This window comes from Muricoccus nepalensis, from assembly GCF_006438825.1.
Taxonomy (GTDB): domain Bacteria; phylum Pseudomonadota; class Alphaproteobacteria; order Acetobacterales; family Acetobacteraceae; genus Roseomonas; species Roseomonas nepalensis.
Window position 1 is genome coordinate 1 of the sequence record NZ_RCZP01000030.1, and the last position, 16,312, is coordinate 16,312.

General features: G+C 75.3%; 16 protein-coding genes. 10 read left to right on the forward strand and 6 right to left on the reverse strand.

What is annotated here, in order from left to right:
* From EAH89_RS21875 to EAH89_RS21895, 5 genes are all read left to right on the forward strand, one after another.
* The coding region (locus tag EAH89_RS21875) for a transposase (protein ID WP_194152356.1) at positions 1-278 on the forward strand (278 nt) is incomplete at its 5' end.
* 119 nt (positions 279-397) lie between these two features.
* Positions 398-886, forward strand: coding sequence for a hypothetical protein (locus tag EAH89_RS21880; RefSeq protein WP_140885839.1), 489 nt, complete (start codon positions 398-400; stop codon positions 884-886).
* Positions 887-1,163: 277 nt separating this feature from the next.
* Positions 1,164-2,063 carry a DMT family transporter gene (locus tag EAH89_RS21885; protein WP_161993711.1) on the forward strand — a complete coding sequence of 300 codons (900 nt, stop codon included), beginning with the start codon at positions 1,164-1,166 and terminating at the stop codon, positions 2,061-2,063.
* 85 nt (positions 2,064-2,148) lie between these two features.
* Positions 2,149-3,396 carry an RsmB/NOP family class I SAM-dependent RNA methyltransferase gene (locus tag EAH89_RS21890; protein ID WP_140885841.1) on the forward strand — a complete coding sequence of 416 codons (1,248 nt, stop codon included), beginning with the start codon at positions 2,149-2,151 and terminating at the stop codon, positions 3,394-3,396.
* Between the two features lie 8 nt (positions 3,397-3,404).
* A complete protein-coding gene (locus EAH89_RS21895) occupies positions 3,405-4,514 on the forward strand; it encodes a glycosyltransferase family 4 protein (protein WP_140885842.1) in 1,110 nt (369 codons plus the stop codon).
* Positions 4,515-4,542: 28 nt separating this feature from the next.
* Here the strand turns inward: EAH89_RS21895 and EAH89_RS21900 are convergent, their stop codons facing one another.
* Positions 4,543-4,698 (reverse strand): DUF1674 domain-containing protein, encoded by a 156-nt coding sequence (locus EAH89_RS21900; protein ID WP_140885843.1) that lies wholly within the window; start codon positions 4,696-4,698, stop codon positions 4,543-4,545.
* A 42-nt stretch (positions 4,699-4,740) separates the two neighbouring features.
* On the opposite strand from EAH89_RS21900, the gene htpX reads away from it, so the two are divergent.
* Positions 4,741-5,718 carry a zinc metalloprotease HtpX gene (htpX, locus tag EAH89_RS21905; protein ID WP_206667644.1) on the forward strand — a complete coding sequence of 326 codons (978 nt, stop codon included), beginning with the start codon at positions 4,741-4,743 and terminating at the stop codon, positions 5,716-5,718.
* 27 nt (positions 5,719-5,745) lie between these two features.
* The gene (locus EAH89_RS21910) at positions 5,746-6,465 is read left to right on the forward strand and encodes a haloacid dehalogenase type II (RefSeq protein WP_140885844.1); all 720 of its coding nucleotides are present in this window, start codon (positions 5,746-5,748) and stop codon (positions 6,463-6,465) included.
* On the opposite strand, the gene EAH89_RS21915 is transcribed toward EAH89_RS21910, so the two are convergent.
* Complete coding sequence (locus tag EAH89_RS21915) at positions 6,462-6,974, reverse strand: hypothetical protein (protein ID WP_140885845.1); 513 nt, start codon at positions 6,972-6,974, stop codon at positions 6,462-6,464. The genes EAH89_RS21910 and EAH89_RS21915 overlap by 4 nt on opposite strands.
* Positions 6,975-7,191: 217 nt before the next feature.
* Between EAH89_RS21915 and EAH89_RS21920 the strand changes: the two genes are divergently transcribed.
* On the forward strand, positions 7,192-8,424 hold the full coding sequence (locus EAH89_RS21920; RefSeq protein ID WP_140885846.1) for a YeeE/YedE family protein: 1,233 nt from the start codon (positions 7,192-7,194) through the stop codon (positions 8,422-8,424).
* A 16-nt stretch (positions 8,425-8,440) separates the two neighbouring features.
* Here EAH89_RS21920 and EAH89_RS21925 read toward each other — a convergent pair whose 3' ends face one another.
* Positions 8,441-9,409 carry a LysR family transcriptional regulator gene (locus EAH89_RS21925; RefSeq protein ID WP_140885847.1) on the reverse strand — a complete coding sequence of 323 codons (969 nt, stop codon included), beginning with the start codon at positions 9,407-9,409 and terminating at the stop codon, positions 8,441-8,443.
* A 27-nt stretch (positions 9,410-9,436) separates the two neighbouring features.
* Positions 9,437-11,179 carry a glucans biosynthesis glucosyltransferase MdoH gene (gene mdoH, locus EAH89_RS21930; protein WP_241667145.1) on the reverse strand — a complete coding sequence of 581 codons (1,743 nt, stop codon included), beginning with the start codon at positions 11,177-11,179 and terminating at the stop codon, positions 9,437-9,439.
* A gap of 323 nt (positions 11,180-11,502) precedes the next feature.
* On the opposite strand from mdoH, the gene EAH89_RS21935 reads away from it, so the two are divergent.
* Together EAH89_RS21935 and EAH89_RS21940 are read left to right on the forward strand one after the other, a co-directional pair.
* Positions 11,503-14,196 (forward strand): response regulator, encoded by a 2,694-nt coding sequence (locus tag EAH89_RS21935; RefSeq protein WP_161993712.1) that lies wholly within the window; start codon positions 11,503-11,505, stop codon positions 14,194-14,196.
* Positions 14,196-14,753 (forward strand): biliverdin-producing heme oxygenase, encoded by a 558-nt coding sequence (locus EAH89_RS21940; RefSeq protein ID WP_140885850.1) that lies wholly within the window; start codon positions 14,196-14,198, stop codon positions 14,751-14,753. Before EAH89_RS21935 ends, EAH89_RS21940 begins: the two co-directional genes overlap by 1 nt.
* A gap of 61 nt (positions 14,754-14,814) precedes the next feature.
* On the opposite strand, the gene EAH89_RS21945 is transcribed toward EAH89_RS21940, so the two are convergent.
* Together EAH89_RS21945 and EAH89_RS21950 are read right to left on the reverse strand one after the other, a co-directional pair.
* Positions 14,815-15,150: an FKBP-type peptidyl-prolyl cis-trans isomerase gene (locus EAH89_RS21945; RefSeq protein WP_140885851.1), complete on the reverse strand. Its 336-nt coding sequence runs from the start codon at positions 15,148-15,150 to the stop codon at positions 14,815-14,817.
* A gap of 95 nt (positions 15,151-15,245) precedes the next feature.
* Positions 15,246-16,247 carry an LLM class flavin-dependent oxidoreductase gene (locus tag EAH89_RS21950; RefSeq protein ID WP_140885914.1) on the reverse strand — a complete coding sequence of 334 codons (1,002 nt, stop codon included), beginning with the start codon at positions 16,245-16,247 and terminating at the stop codon, positions 15,246-15,248.
* Positions 16,248-16,312: the final 65 nt, after the last annotated feature.

Here is a 16,312-nt window from a genome sequence, read left to right on the forward strand (position 1 = left end):
CGCACGCCGTTCTGCTGCTCGACCAGGCCGGATGGCACCTCTCCGACAAGGTCGCGGTTCCACCCAACATCACGCTCGCACCGCTGCCACCCAAGTGCCCCGAACTGAACGCCATGGAGAATGTCTGGCAGTTCATGCGCGACAACTGGCTCTCCAACCGGGTCTTCCGGTCCTACGACAACATCGTCGACCACTGCTGCGACGCCTGGAACAAGCTCACCGAACAGCCCTGGCGCATCATGTCCATCGGACTGCGCGACTGGGCATATAGGTCATGATCTCAGAGACTTGGTATTAGCGGTTAATTCACGTTTCGGCCCGAAGCTTCTCCCTAGCAGCGCCGGTGGTGCGGGGCCTCGGCCCCACCCAAAACACCCGGCGTCCGGAGAAAATACCGATGGCTGGCACCTTTCGATGCGCCGTGGACGGTGACTTCGGGTCGGGAGGCAGCCATCCGTCCGGCAGCGGCCTGCCCCCGGCGGGCCTGATCGGCACCCCCGGCTTCGCGACGCCCGACGACCTCGCCGGCGTGATGGCGGCGGAAGGGTTCGAGAACCTCGACTGGTGCGGCCACGGCGCCTCGCACGGCGATGCCGCCTTCCACCTCTCGCTCGACCTCGGCGGCGCGGCCTCGCCGCCGGCCGTGAGCCTCCGCTTCGACCTCTCGGCCGGCGCGGCGGACGGCTTCTTCCTGAACGGCAGCTTCGGCGAGCCGCCCGCCCACGAGGGCGCGGCGCCAGCGGCTGCGGAAGCGGGCGCGACCCTCGCGGACAGCCTCGGCCGGCGCGCCGGGCGCCGCCTGCCCGTGCAGCGGGACCTGGGGCGCTTCGCCCTTCGCCGCTCGGACCGCCGCGGGCGCCAGCCCGCCCATCGCCGCCCGGGGTAACCACCTCGGCGTCGGCGCGGCCGGCACTGTCTCCGGAAAGCCTGTTCCGGCCGCCACGCGACCGCTGGCCCGCCCCTTTCGGCAAGGGGGCGGGCTTTGCGCGTCCCGGTGCCCCGGGGACCCGTCCGGGCGCCCCGCATGGCCGGCCCGCATGGTCGTCCCGCATGGCCGCGTGGAGAAAATGCGGGTTCCCGGCTCTCCCGGTTCTCGTCCAAATGCGCGCCCTGCCGCCGTCCATCCGGGCCGCCGCTGCTGGAGAGCTGACCAGGATGACGACGTGACCGGGCGTGGCGAGGCGTGGCGCTCCGCCCTGCTGGCGGTGGCCTTCGTGCTGATCTGGGGATCGGCCTTCAACGCCGCGCGGGTGGTGGTGCTGGAATGGCCGCCCTTCTGGGCGCTCGCGATCCGCTTCGTCCTCACCGCGCCCCTGCTGGTCGGCCTGGCCCTGGTCACGGGGGCGCGCTGGCCGGCGCGGGCGGATCTCGGGCGGGTGGCGCTGATGGGGCTGTTCGGGACGGGTGGCTACCTCGCCTTCTCCTGGTGGGCGATGGCCCTCATTCCCTCCGGCCTCGTGGCCCTGGTCACCGCGGCAACGCCGCTCGTCGTCGCGCTGGGGGAGGCGGTGCTGTTCGGGCGCCGGCCCTCCGGCATGGCCTGGGCGGGCCTGGCGCTCGGCTGGGGCGGGGTGGCGCTGCTCGGCGGCGCCCGGCTGGCCGGGCATATCGGGGACAGCCCGGGAGAGGTGCTGGGCGTCGGGCTCGCGCTGCTCGGCGCGGTCAGCCAGGCGGCGGGGCTGCTGGCCTTCGCCCCGGCCCGCGGGCGGGTGGACCTGTGGTCGGCCACCGCGGGGCAGAGCCTCGTCAGCGCCGTGCTGCTGCTCGCCCTGGCCCTGGTGATGGAGGGCGCGCCGCCCTCCTCCGCCAGCCCGCGCGTCTGGCTGGGGCTGGCCTACAGCGTCACGATCGTCGGCGTCGGCGGCTACGCGCTTCTCTTCGTGCTGCTGCGGCGCTTCCAGCCCTCGACCGCGGCGGCGCTGCAGCTGCTGGCGCCGCCGGTCGCGACGGTGATCGGCTGGGCCGCGCTCGGCGAGGTGCTGGGCTGGGCGGATGTCGGCGGCGGGGCGCTGACGCTGACCGGGCTGGCGCTGCTGTTCCGGGCCCGCGCGCGGGAGGGTTGAGGGGCGCGGGCGCTTGCCCGGGCATGGCGGGGTTGGCGCGAAAGGGGCTGCACAGCAGGCGCGAAATGCGCCAATCGCCTCCCCGATGCCCCCCAACCCCACCCGATCCGCCGCCTTCTCCCTTCTCTCCGCCGTGCTCGAGCGCCGGCGGGGGCTCGAGGAGGCGCTGGATTCCCTGCCCGGCACCCTCCAGCCGCGCGACAAGGCGGCGGCGCACCGAATCGCCGCGGCGGTGCTGCGGCGGCTCGGCAGCCTCGACGCGGTGCTGGAGCCCTACCTGCGCCGGGAGCCCTCGCCGCCCGCCCTGCAGGCGCTGCGGATCGGCACGGCGGAGCTGCTGCTGCTCGGCACGCCCGCCCACGCGGCGGTGGCGACCGCGGTGGCGCTCGCGCCGCGCCCCTTCGCGGGGCTGGTGAACGCCGTCCTCCGCAAGGTCGCGACCGAGGGGCCGGCGGTGCTGGAGGGGCTGGACGCCGCGCGGCTGGACACGCCGCCCTGGCTCTGGTCGGCCTGGCACGCGGCCTACGGGCCGAAGGTGCGGGCGATCGCGGAGGCGCATGTCCGGCCGGCGCCGCTGGACCTCTCCCTCGCGCCGGGCACGGCGGCGCCGGAGGGGGCGGAGTTGCTGCCCAACGGCACGGCGCGCCTGCCGCCGGGCACGCGGATCACGGAGATCCCCGGCTTCGCCGAGGGTGGCTTCTGGGCGCAGGACGCGGCGGCCAGCCTGCCCGCGCGGCTGCTCGCCGTGCGGCCGGGGGAGAAGGTGGCGGACCTCTGCGCGGCGCCCGGCGGCAAGACCGCGCAGCTCGTGGCTGCCGGGGCGGCGGTCACCGCGGTGGAGAAGGACGAGCGCCGCGCCGGGCGGCTGCGCGAGAACCTGGCCCGGCTGCGCCTGGAGGCCGAGGTGGCCGTGGCGGACGTCATTCCCTGGGCGGCGGCGCGGCGCGGCGCCTTCGGGGCGGTGCTGCTCGACGCCCCCTGCACCGCGACCGGCACGATCCGCCGCCACCCGGAGGTGCAGCACCTGCGCCGCCCGCGCGACGTGCCGAAGCTGGCGGCCACCCAGGCCGCGCTGATCGAGGCCGCGGCCGGGCTGGTGGCGCCGGGCGGGCGGCTGGTGGTCGCGACCTGCTCCCTCCAGCCGGAGGAGGGGGAGGCGCATCTCGCCCGCGCCGCCGCCCTCGGGCTGCGGCTCGATCCCGTGCGGCCGGAGGAGGTGCCGGGGCTGGAGGCGGCGGTGACCGCCGAGGGTGCGCTCCGCACGCGCCCAGATCTGTGGGGGGAGCGCGGGGGGATGGACGGCTTCTTCGTCGCCCGCTTCACCCGGGGCTAGTTCGCGGCGTGCGCGTCCTCTTCATCGCGAATGTCGATTTCTCGCTCCTGCACTTCATCCTGCCGCTGATGCGCGGCGCGCGAGCGCGGGGGCACGAGGTGCTGGCCGCCTGCGCGGAGGGGCCCTTGCTGGAGATCGTGCGGGCGGAGGGCTTCGCGGTCATCCCCGTGCCCTTCTCGCGCAGCCTCTCGCCGGGCGCGAACTGGCGGGCGCTGCGGGCGCTGCGGCGGGTGATCCGGGCGGAGCGGCCGGGGCTGGTGCACGCCCATTTCCCGATCGCCGGGCTGCTGGCGCGGGTGGCGGCGCGGCTCGAGCGGGTGCCGCGGACCGCCTACACGGTGCACGGCTTCCTCTTCAACCAGCCCGGCCCGCTCTGGCGGCGCGGCCTCTCGCTCGCCGTGGAATGGCTCGGCGGGCGGCTGACGGACACCTTCCTGACGGTGAGCGAGGAGGAGGCCGGCGACGCGCGGCGGCTGCGCATCCACCGCGACCCGAAGGCGGCGCTGAACGGCCGCGACCCCCGGCGCTTCCACCCCGACCCCGCGGCGCGCGCCGCCGTGCGGGCGGAGCTGGGCCTGGGGGAGGACGAGGTGGTGGTCACCGCCGTTTCCCGCCTCGTGCGGCACAAGGGATACCCGGAGCTGCTGCGGGCGATGGAGTCGGTGCCGGGCGCGACCCTCTGCGTGGTCGGGGAGCGGCTCTCGACCGACCACGGCGGCGACGTGGAGCCGGACTTCGCCCGCGCCGCGGCGTTGCTGGGGCCGCGGCTGCGGCGGCTGGGCTACCGGCACGACACGGAGCGCGTGCTCGCGGCCTCCGACCTCTTCTGCCTGCCGAGCCATTTCGAGGGCCTGCCGATGTCTGTGATCGAGGCCATGCTGACCGGCCTGCCGGTGGTCGCGACCGACATCAGCGGCCCGCGCGAGCAGGTGGTGCCCGGCGAGACCGGGCTCCTCGTGCCGCCGGGCACGGTGGCGCCGCTGGCGGAGGCGCTGGCGCGGCTCTCGGCCGACCCGGCGCTGCGGGCGCGGATGGGCGAGGCCGCGCGGGGGCGGGCGCTGGCGCTCTACGACGAGCGGGTGGTCGTCGCGCGGACGCTCGACCTCCTGGGGCTCTGAGCCCCGCCCCCGCGCGGGGCGGGCGGCGCTAGAAGTCGGTCGCGCGGCCCTTCTGCTCCCAATCGCCGAAGCGCGTGGGCTCGGGTCCCTTGGGGCCGCCGATCTCGGGCGGCAGCGGGGGGGCGGCGGGCTTGGGGGTCGCCGGCGTGGCGGGCGGGGTCTTGGTATCGTCTGAGTCGGCCATGCTTCCCAGATAGGGAGGGAACGGCGAAGGAGGAACAGGCCCGTGTCCGGTTACGCGCGCACCGCCATGCTGATGGCGGCCCTCACCGCCCTCTTCGCGGGGGTCGGCTACCTGCTGGGCGGGCAGCAGGGGATGGTGGTCGCCTTCCTCGTGGCGGCCGGGATGAACGCTTTCTCCTGGTGGAACTCCGACCGAATGGTGCTGCGGATGCACCACGCGCAGCCGATCGGGCCGGGGGACGACCCTCGCCTCTACCAGCTCGTCGCGGGGCTGGCGGCGCGGGCGGGGCTGCCGATGCCGGCGCTCTACCTCCTCCACGAGGAGCAGCCGAACGCCTTTGCGACCGGCCGCTCGCCCGAGCGCGCGGCGGTGGCCGTGACGGCCGGGCTGCTCGCGACCATGCCGGAGGAGGAGGTCGCCGGCGTGATCGCGCACGAGCTGGCCCATATCCGCAACCGGGACACGCTGATCATGACGGTCACCGCGAGCCTGGCGGGCGCGATCGGCATGGTCGCGCAGTTCGGTGGGCTGTTCGGGCGACGCGACCGGAACAACCCGCTCGGCGGCATCGGCGTGCTGCTGGCGATCATCGTGGCGCCGCTCGTGGCCATGCTCGTGCAGATGGCCGTCAGCCGGTCGCGCGAGTACGAGGCGGACCGGCTGGGGGCGGAGATCGCAGGGCACCCGCGGGGGCTGGCCAACGCGCTGCAGCGGCTGGAGGCGGGCCGGCACGCCATTCCCAACGAGGCCGCCGAGGCCAACCCGGCGACCGCGCACCTCTTCATCGTGAACCCGCTCTCGGGCGCCGGGATGGACAACCTCTTCTCGACGCACCCGAGCACGGAGAACCGAGTGCGGGCGCTGATGGAGATGGCGGGCGGCCTGCCGTTGCGCCGGCCCGCGCCCCCGGGGCAGGGTGGCTGGAGCGGTCCCGGCACGGGTTCCGGGACCGGCCCCTGGGGTGGCCCCCCGCCGCGGCGCCCCTGGGAGCGCGGCGGCCGACGCGGCCCCTGGGCCTGACCGGCGGTGCCCTTTCTGGAGAAGCCGATGCCCCTCGACGGCGTGCGCGCCCTTGTCTTCGACGTCTTCGGCACCGTGGTGGACTGGCGGAGCGGGGTGGCGCGCGACGCCGCGCCCTTCCTCGCCCGGCACGGCGCCGCGGCCGATCCCGCCGCCTTCGCCGATGCCTGGCGCCGCCGCTACCAGCCGGCGATGGAGGCGGTGCGCCGCGGCGACCGGCCCTTCACCCGGCTCGACGTGCTGCACCGGGAGAACCTGGAGGCGCTGCTGCCGGAGTTCGGCATCGACCCCGCGCGGATGGAGCCGGCGGAGCTGGACGCGCTGAACCTCGCCTGGCACCGGCTCGACCCCTGGCCGGACGCCGTGGCGGGGCTCGGGCGGCTGCGCGCGCGCTACGTCATCGCGCCGCTGTCGAACGGCAACATCGTGCTCATGATCGACATGGCCAAGCGAGCCGGCCTGCCCTGGGACGCGATCCTCGGGGCGGAGGTGGTGCGGGCCTACAAGCCGATGCCCGAGGCCTATCTCCGCACCGCCGAGGTGCTGGCGATGCGGCCGGAGGAGGTCTGCCTCGTCGCGGCCCACAACGACGACCTGGCGGCGGCGCGGCGCTGCGGGCTGCGGACGGCCTTCGTGCCGCGCCTGACGGAGCACGGGCCGGGGCAGGCGAAGGACCTCGCGCCCGCGCAGGACTGGGACCTGGTGGCGGAGGACTTCGGCGCCCTGGCGACGCGGCTGGGGCTCTAGGAGGGCGCGGAGGCCGCCGCGGCCTGGCGCAGCTTCTCGAGCGACTGCAGCGCGCCGCGGGCAGACTCCACGGCCTGCGGCGCCTCGACGTGCTGCGGCCCGAGCTCGGAGAAGCGGGCGCGCATGTCGCGCATGGTCTGGTCGTACTCGGCGTTGCCGTTGAAGCCGCGGGGCGCGCGCTCGGCGATCTGCCAGCTCTCCCGCACCTTCTGCATCAGGTGGATCATCCCGGGCGAGGTGGCGCCGGGCTGCGTCGTGCGCCCGCCGCCGCTCTCGGCGCGCGAGATCTCCTGGCGGAGGTCCCCGATGCCGCGGTCGAGCATGCCGAGATAGGTCGGCAGGTCGGGCGCCTGGGGCGTCGGCGTCACCGGGTTGGCGTCGCGGGCGGAGGGGGTGACGGCGGCCGGGGGCGTGCCGGCGGTGCCCGCCTGGGCCCGGGCGTCGCTGGTCGCGAGGGGAGCGAGGCCGAGCGCCAGCAGGGCCGCGACAAGACGGGGGTTCGCGCGCATCGGGAGGGACTCCGTGGTCGGGGATGGGCGAACGCCCGGTCCCGGGGCGCAGTTTCGTTTTGCGGAACGTGTGGGGTTCATCGGGAGGGTTAGCCGGCCGCAGCGGGGGTGGGATGCGCGGGATGCATCCTCCTGCATCGTGAATTGAGGCCCCTCGCGGCCCAATTCACCGGGACGCATCGCGTTACCGCTCCCGACGTCCCAGGAGATCCCCCCCATGTCCGCCTCGATCGCCGTCGAAGCCCCGCCGCTGCCGCGCCCGCCGGGGGTGCAGGCCACCGCCGCCCTCGGCGCGGGGGCGGCGCTGCTGCTCGGGGCCGCGCTGCTCGCGCAGTCGATCAGCCCGCGGCAGGCGGCGCTCTACCTGCTGGGCGCCGTGCTGGGGCTGGTGCTCTACCACGCCTCCTTCGGCTTCACCTCGGCCTGGCGCGTCTTCATCGCCGATCGGCGCGGGGAGGGGCTGCGGGCGCAGATGCTGATGCTGGCGATCGCGGTGGTGCTGTTCTTCCCGGTGCTCGCCTCCGGCTCGCTCTTCGGGCAGCCGGTGCAGGGGCTGGTGGCGCCGGTGGGCGTCTCCGTGGTGTTCGGGGCCTTCCTGTTCGGCATCGGCATGCAGCTCGGCGGCGGCTGCGCCTCGGGCACGCTCTACACGGCGGGCGGGGGATCGGTGCGGATGGTGCTGACCCTGCTCGCCTTCGTTATCGGGTCCACCTTCGGCGCGGCGCACCTGCCCTGGTGGTCGGCGCTGCCGCACCTGCCGCCGATCTCCGTGATCGGCGCCTGGGGCGTGGGGCCGGCGCTGGCGGTGAACCTCGCGCTCTTCGCCGCCATCGTGGGGGTGACCGTGGTGCTGGAGCGGCGGCGGCACGGGCGGCTGGTGCCGGCCGCGGCGCCGGCGCGGCGGGGGCTGCCGCGGCTGCTGCGCGGGCCCTGGCCGGTGATCGCGGGCGCGGTGGCGCTGGCGGTGCTGAACTTCGCGACGCTGGCGCTGGCGGGCCGCCCCTGGGGGATCACCTCCGCCTTCGCCCTCTGGGGCTCCAAGGCGGCGATGGCGATGGGCATCGACGCGGCGAGCTGGCCCTTCTGGTCGAGCCCCGCCCAGGCGGCGGCGCTGCGGGACAGCGTGCTGGCGGACGTCACCTCGGTGATGGACATCGGCATCATCGTCGGCGCCCTGCTGGCCGCGGCGCTGGCCGGCCGCTACGCGCCGACCTTCCGGATCCCGCTCCGCTCGGCGCTGGCGGCGGTGGTGGGGGGCATCATGCTCGGCTACGGCTCGCGCCTCGCCTATGGCTGCAACATCGGGGCCTACTTCTCCGGCATCGCCTCCGGCAGCCTGCACGGCTGGGCCTGGATGGCGGCGGCCTTCGTCGGCAACGTGCTGGGGACCGGGCTGCGGCCGCTCTTCGGGATGGAGGTGGAGCGGGTGCCGCGGCAGACGGGCTGCTGAGGCACCCCCCGCGCCGTCAGGCCAGGCTTCCCTCGGCCGCGCGCTCGCTCCGGCGCCCCTCGGCCGGGCAGTCCGCCACCACCTCGCGCGCGAGGGCGAGGAGGAGGCGGCGTAGCCAGGCGTGGCCCTGGTCCGCCTCGAAGCGGCGGTGGAAGATCATCGACAGCCGCATGTGCTGCGTCTCGATCGGCACGGGGCGCAGCGCGAGCCCGTGCACCGCCGCCATCTGCCGGGCGAGGCGGGAGGACAGGGTCATGACCATGTCCGTGCCGAGCAGGATCTCCGGGACGGCCGAGAGATGCGCGACCACCGCGCCCAGGCGGCGAGCGTGGCCGGCCTCCTGCAGCACGCGGTCCATGGCCCCGTCGCGCGAGCCGTTGGGCGAGTGGAGAAGGTGCGGGAAGGCGGTGTAGCGCTCCAGCGTCATTGGCCCGTCCAGCAGCGGGTGGCCGGGGCGGGCGAGGACCATGAAGGCCTCGGGCAGGAGGCGGAGCCGCGTGTAGAGGGCGGTGGGCTCCCCCAGCATGGCGACGGCGAGCTGCGCCTCGCCCTCCTCCAGCAAGGTGTGGGCGTTGGTGCGGTCCGCGTGGCGGATGGCGACGAGGATGCCCGGGGCCTCCCGCGCCAGCCGCGCGAAGAGGGGCGGGGCGAGGACGGCCTCCGCGTATTCCGAGAGGGCGATGGTGAAGACGCGGTCGCTCGTCGCGGGGTCGAAGGGGGCGGTGGCGGCGAGGGTCTCCTGCAGCCGGTCGAGCATCTCCTCCACCGGGGTCATCAGGGAGAGGGAGAGGCTGGTGGGCACCACGCCCTGCGGCGCGCGGAGGAACAGCTCGTCCCCGAGCGCCGCGCGCAGGCGGTTGAGGGCGTTGGAGACGGCGGGCTGGGACAGGTTCAGCCGGGCGGCCGCCCGCGTGACGTGGCGCTCCCGCGCGACGGCGTCGAAGACGCGGAGAAGGTTCAGGTCGAAGCCCGAGAGGTCCTTCACGGGACGGAACCGGCGCGGGGGTGGGGGTCAGCCATGGCGGGGCGCATCCTGGACGGGCTGCGCGGCCGGCGCCATGCCCCCGCCGCGCGCGGGGCGGGCCGAGGCGAGCTCCTCCGGCGTGGCCGCGATCCGGTGGCGCGCCAGCAGGGCGGAGAGGCCGGGCGAGGCCGTCCAGACGCAGAGCGGGATGGCCAGCGCCGGCCCGGCGAGGAAGGGCAGCGCGAGGAGCAGCGCGGGGGCCGAGACGCCGGCCAGCGCGGCCGCCCCCGCCAGCCCGAGCAGGGTGTGGGGCAGCAGCAGCCGGGCCGCGTCCCCCCAGGCCACGCCGCGGTCGGCGCGGTTCTGCGGCGCCCAGCCGTCGCGGGCGCCGAGGGCGAGGCGGAGGAGGGCGATGGACTTGTTGATGAGGCTGACCGGCTCGATGAGGATCGAGAAGGCGATCTCCGCCGCGGCCCCGCGCAGCACCGCGAGGCGCCCGCCATAGGGGGCGGCGCGCTCGGGGCGGAGGAGAAGTTCCACGTAGCCGAGGAGCTTCGGGGCCGCGTTGGCGAGCCAGGTCGCGAGCACCAGCGCGGCGAGGGCGCCCATGGGCGTCGCCGCGCCGCCGCCGGTGAGCGCGTTGCCGATGGCGGCCGCCAGCAGCCCCAGCCAGAGCGGCGCGCAGAGGAAGAGGAGCATCGCCTGGGCTAGCTGCCAGCGCCCCATCGGCCGCAGCCCCGGGCGGAGGATGAGGTGGCGGTACTGCATGTTGCCGGCGCCCCAGCGCACGTCGCGCGCGAGGAACTCGGGCAGGGCCGGGGGATTGCCCTCGAGGCTGCCGCTCTCGTCCGGCAGGCAGCGGACGCGCCAGCCGGCGGCGTGCAGCCGCACCGCCTCCACCTGGTCGTGCGAGAGGATGGCGCCGCCGTCCGGCAGGGGGGCGAGGCGCGCGTGCTCGCGGAAGGGGGCGATGCGGAAGGCGGCGTTGTGTCCCCAGTAGGGGCCGTCGTCGAGCTGCCACCAGCCCTGGCCCGTCGCCCAGGTGCGCATCCCCGCGCGCATGCCGAACTGGAAGAGGCGCGGGAAGGCGCGGGTGGCCGGGCGGCCGGCGATGAGCTGCTGGACGAGGGCCAGGCGCGGGTCGGCCCGGAGCGCGTGGACGAGCCGCAGCACGGCCGCCGCCGACATCTCCGAATCGGCGTCCAGCATGAGGGCGAGCGCGTGGTCGCCCGCGTGGTGGTCGAGGAAGTCCATGACGTTGCCGGCCTTGAAGCCGGCGTTGCTTTCGCGGCGGCGATGGCGGACCGGGATGCCGCCCGGCGGGCGCCCGGCGGCGAAGCGGGCGATGGCGGCGTCCTCGGCCGCGGCCAGGGCGGGGTCGCGCGTGTCGGAGAGGAACCAGAGGGTGAAGCGGCCCGCCTCGCCCGCCGCCTCCAGCCCGTCCAGCAGGCGGGCGAGGGGGGGCAGCACGGTCTCCATCGCCTCGTTGCGGATGCAGACGGCGATGGCGGTGCGGAGCGGCGGGCCGGCGGGGGCGGCGACCTGCGGCACGATGTAGGCGGGCGCGTCGGCCTTCGTCAGCCGGATCAGCAGGCCGATGACGGCGTTGCCGACGCAGATGGCCGTCCAGGGCAGGGTGCCGAGGTAGAGGGCGGCGATCGCGACCTCCCAGGGGGTCCATCCCCCCGGCGCCAGCACGCGCCAGAGAAGGCCCGCCAGCGGGGCGGCGACCGCGAGGCCGAGGAGGAGGAAGCCGGTGCGCCGGAGGCCGGGTCGTTCGATTCGCGTCACCGGTGAAGTCTCCGTGACCGGCGTGGCCGGAAGGTGGCAGCCCGGGAGGGCTGGACGAGGCAGACCACGCGGTTGTGTGACGGCCGTCGGTGCCGCCGGGTTGGGGCGACCGGCCGGGATGCCTAACATAGGAGGATGACGGCGCGAGGGCTGGAGTGGGCGATGCTCCGAGGTGAAACGGCGGGGCGGCGTGCCTTTCAAGCGTGTCGCGGCGGATATTCGCCTCTCTGCCCTGTTGCCGGACGGGGTTGGCGCGTTCCCTAGGAATGAGTGTTCTGTCCCGCCAGCCCCGGACGCGCGACCTGACCGCGCGGACGCCCGCGTTGCCGCCTGACCGCGCCGACTCCATCTGCGCGCAGGAACCCATCCACATTCCGGGGTCCATCCAGCCGCACGGCGTGCTGCTGGTGGCCGACCCGGCGGCGGGGATGTCCATCGTCGCGGCCAGCGAGAACGCCGGCCTGCTCGCGGGACCGACCGCCTCGAACACGCTTCTCGGCCTGCCCGTCGCGGCGGTGCTGGGGGAGGAGTTCGCGGCGACCCTGGCGCGGCTGGGCGCGGCCGGCGAGATGCCGGGCGAGGCGCCTTGGGAGAGCGGCCTGACGCTGCCCGGCGGTGCCTTCGAGGCGGCCTGTCACGCCCAGGACGGCCTGGTGCTGATCGAGCTGGAGCCCGTGGCGCCGCGCGACGAGGAGGAGGCGCTGGCCGCCGCCCGCGGCCTGCAGCGCGCCATCGCCCGGCTCCGCGCCGCGGGCACGGGGATGCCGGACCTCGCCCGGGCGGCGGCCGAGGGGATCCGCCAGCTCACCGGCTACGAGCGCGTGCTCATCTACCGCTTCGACCAGGACTGGCATGGCCTAGCCCTGGCGGAGGACAAGGTGGCGGACTGGGAGCAGTCGCTCGACGGGCTGCACTTCCCCGCCTCCGACATCCCGGCCCAGGCGCGGGAGCTGTACCGGCGGAGCCTCATCCGCTGGGTGCCCTCCCGCGACGCCGTGCCCGTGCCGCTGCACCGGCACCCTTCCTGGGAGGTCGGCGAGGCGCCGGTGCGGCCGATCGACCTCTCCTTCTCGCGCCTGCGGAGCCTCTCGCCGGTCCACCTGCAGTACCACCGCAACATGGGCGTCGACGGCTCCATGTCGCTGTCGATCCTGCACGAGGGGCAGCTCTGGGGGCTGATGGTCTGCCACCACCGGCGGCCGCACCGGCCCTCGCCCGGGCAGCGGGCGGCGGCGGCGGCCCTGACGGAGGCCTTCGCGCTGCGCGTGGGCGGCGCGGAGCAGCTCGGGGCCGAGGAGGCGCGGCGCGCCGACGCGGGCCGCCTGGCCGAGCTGATCGCGCACATGGCGGAGGCGGAGGACGTGAGCTCCGCCCTCACCGCGGGATCGGTGACCATCGCCTCCCTCTTCGGCTGCACGGGCGCGGCGGTGGTGCGGGGCGCGGGGGTCGAGCTGCTGGGCACCTCCCCGCCGGTCGCGGAGGTGCGGGGCCTGGCGGCCTGGCTGCGGCGCCACGGGGGCGAGGAGATCTTCCACTCGGACCATCTCGGCACCGTCTTTCCCGATTGGGCGCCCCACGCCGCGATCGCGAGCGGCGTGCTGGCCGTGTTCCTGGGGGCCGATCGGGCAGACATGATCCTCTGGTTCCGCCCGGAGGAGCCCTCCCTCGTGAGCTGGGGCGGCAACCCGCACAAGGCGATCGGGGGGGACGGCGAATCGGTCCTGCCGCGCCAATCCTTCGAGCGCTGGGTGGAGGAGCGGCACGGCTACGCCCGCCCCTGGGCGCGCTGGGAGCTCGAGATCGCGGCGACGCTGCGCCACGCGATCACCGAGGTGGTGATCCGCAGCCTGACGCGCATCGCCGAGCTGAACGAGCGCCTGCGGCAGAGCCAGAAGATGGAGGCGGTGGGGCAGCTCACGGGCGGGATCGCGCACGACTTCAACAACCTTCTCGCGGGCATCGTCGGCAGCCTCGAGATGCTGCGCACGCGGGTCGCCCAGGGGCGGGTGGGGGAGCTGGAGCGCTACCTCGGCGCGGCGCTGGGCTCGGCCAACCGCGCGGCGGCGCTGACGCACCGGCTGCTCGCCTTCTCGCGCCGCCAGACGCTGGACCCGCGGCCGACCGACGTGAACCGGCTGGTCGCCTCCATGGAGGAGCTCATCCGGCGCACGGTGGGGCCGGAGATCCACGTCGAGACGGTGATGGCGGGCGGGCTCTGGACCACGCTCTGCGACGCGAACCAGCTCGAGAACGCGCTGCTGAACCTCGCGATCAACGCGCGCGACGCCATGCCCCATGGCGGGCGGCTGACGATCGAGGCGGTGAACGCGCGGCTGGACGACGCCTACGCGCGCAAGCACCACGAGGTGGCGCCGGGGCAGTACGTGGCGGTTTCCGTGACCGACACCGGCACGGGCATGCCGCCCGAGGTGGTGGCGCGGGCCTTCGACCCCTTTTTCACAACCAAGCCGCTCGGCCAGGGGACGGGGCTCGGCCTGTCGATGGTCTACGGCTTTGCGCAGCAGTCGAACGGCTACGTCCGCATCTACAGCGAGGCGGGGGAGGGCACGACGGTGCGCCTCTACCTGCCGCGCAGCACCGAGGCGGCGGCCGATCCCGAGGCGCTCGGCGGCGGGCCGGCCGCGACGGCGCCCGAGGGCGGCACGGTTCTGGTGGTGGACGACGAGGCGGTGGTGCGGATGCTCGTCGGCGAGGTGCTGCGCGACCTCGGCTACGGGGTGGTGGAGGCGAAGGACGGGGCGCAGGCGATCCGCGCGCTGGAGGCCATGCCGCGCATCGACCTCATGGTGACCGATGTCGGCCTTCCCGGCGGCATGAACGGCCGCCAGCTCGCCGACGCGATGCGCGAGCGCCGGCCGGGGATGAAGGTGCTGTTCATCACGGGCTACGCCGAGAACGCGGCGGTCGGGAACGGGCTGCTGGCGCCGGGGATGCAGGTGATGACGAAGCCCTTCGCCATGGACGTCCTCGCCGCCAAGATCCGGTCGATGCTCTGATGCTGGCCGAGGGATCGCTCCGGGACCTCCTCCGCGCGGGGACCCGCGAGGAGCACGAGCGGCTGGACGCGGGGCTGGACCTGACCTCAGCCACCCTGACCGCCGGGCGCTACCGCCGCGTGCTGGAGCGCTTCCACGGCTTCTGGGCGGGGTGGGAGCCGCGCGTGGCGGCGGAGCTGGGGGACGAGGCCCTGTTCGGCCCGCGCCGCCGGCTGCACCTCGTGCGCGACGACCTCCGGGCCCTCGGCGCCCGGACCGAGGACCTACCGGTCTGCCCCCCGCCGCCGATCCGGGGGCGGGCGGAGGCCATGGGGTCGCTCTACGTCATGGAGGGATCGACGCTCGGCGGGCGCGTGATCCTGAAGCGGCTGGACGGGCTCGGCCTGCCGGAGGGGAGTCGCGGCTACTTTGCCGGGCACGGGGCGCGGACGGGCGCGATGTGGACGGCCTTCCTGGAGCGCCTGGAGGCGGAGGCGGAGCCGGACACGGACGCGGTGCTGCGGGGCGCGCGGGCGACCTTCGCGACGCTCGGCGACTGGGTGCTGGGCGCGGCCTGATCGGGGCCCGAGGCGGCGGTCCTTGGCCCTCCCCGCGCGGGGCGGGAAGGGCCGGGGCGGCTCAGCCGACGCCGAGCAGCTCCACGTCGAAGACGAGCGTGGCGTTCGGCGGGATGACGCCGCCGGCGCCGCGGGCGCCGTAGCCCTTGTCGGGCGGGATGGTCAGGGTGCGCTGGCCGCCGACCTTCATGCCCGCCACGCCCTCATCCCAGCCGCGGATCACCTGGCCGGCGCCGAGCAGGAAGGAGAAGGGGTCGCCCCGGTCGCGCGAGCTGTCGAACTTGCGGCCCTTCTTGTCCGCGGCGGCGGCGTCGAAGAGCCAGCCCGTGTAGTGCACGGTGACCTTCTTGCCGGCGACGGCCTCGGCGCCCGTCCCCTCCTTGCGTTCCTCGATCATCGGTCCTGTTCCTTTCCTGGGATGCCCGGGTTCTATCCGGGCCCGGCGGGGGGACCAAATGACGAGGGCGCGGGGCGGGGCCCAGGCCGTGGGGCTCAGGCGGCCTGGGCGCGCTCGGCCGCGACCTCGGCGAGGATGGCGAAGGAGCGCTTGCGGGCGGCGTGGTCGTGGATCTGGCCGGTCACCATCAGCTCGTCCGCGCCCGTGCGGGCGACGAGGTCGCGCAGGCCCTGGCGCACCGTCTCCGGCCCGCCGACGATGGAGACGGCGAGCGAGTTGCGGATCATCGCCTGGGCGTAGGGGTCGAGGCTCTCGAAGAAGCCCTCGCGCGGGGCGGGCAGCTTGCCGGGGCGGCCGCTGCGGAGGTTCACGAAGGACTGCTGGTGCGAGGAGAAGAGCAGCCGGGCCGCCGCGTCCGTCTCCGCCGCGTGCACGTTCACGCCGATCATCACGTGGGGGCGGTCGAGCTGGGCGGAGGGGCGGAAGCGCTCCCGGTAGATCGCCACCGCCGCCTCCAGGGAATCGGGGGCGAAGTGCGAGGCGAAGGCGTAGGGCAGGCCGAGCGCCGCCGCGAGCTGGGCGCCGTAGGTGGAGGAGCCGAGGATCCAGACGGGCACCTCGAGCCCCGCGCCGGGGACGGCCTGCACGCGCTGGCCGGGCTGGGCCGGGCGGAAATAGGCCATCAGCTCCATGACGTCCTGCGGGAAGGAGTCGACGTCGGCCCCGAGGCTGCGGCGGAGCGCGTGAGCGGTGACCTGGTCGGAGCCGGGCGCGCGGCCGAGGCCGAGGTCGATCCGCCCGGGGTGGAGGGCGGCCAAGGTGCCGAACTGCTCGGCCACCGCGAGCGGCGCGTGGTTGGGTAGCATGATGCCGCCCGCGCCGATGCGGATGCGGGAGGTGCCGTGGGCGACATGGGCGAGGGCGACGGCGGTGGCCGCGCTCGCGATGCCCGGCATGTTGTGGTGCTCGGCCATCCAGTAGCGGTTGTAGCCGAGGCTCTCCGTGTGCCGCGCGAGGTCGGCGGAGTTGCGGAGCGCCTGGCCGGCGTCGCTGCCCTCGGGGATGGGGGAGAGGTCGAGAACGGAGAGCGGGATCATGCGGGGCATATGGGGGGTCCGTTGCCGGGTTTGACAGGGTGGCCGCGGGGAAAAGCGGCGCCGGT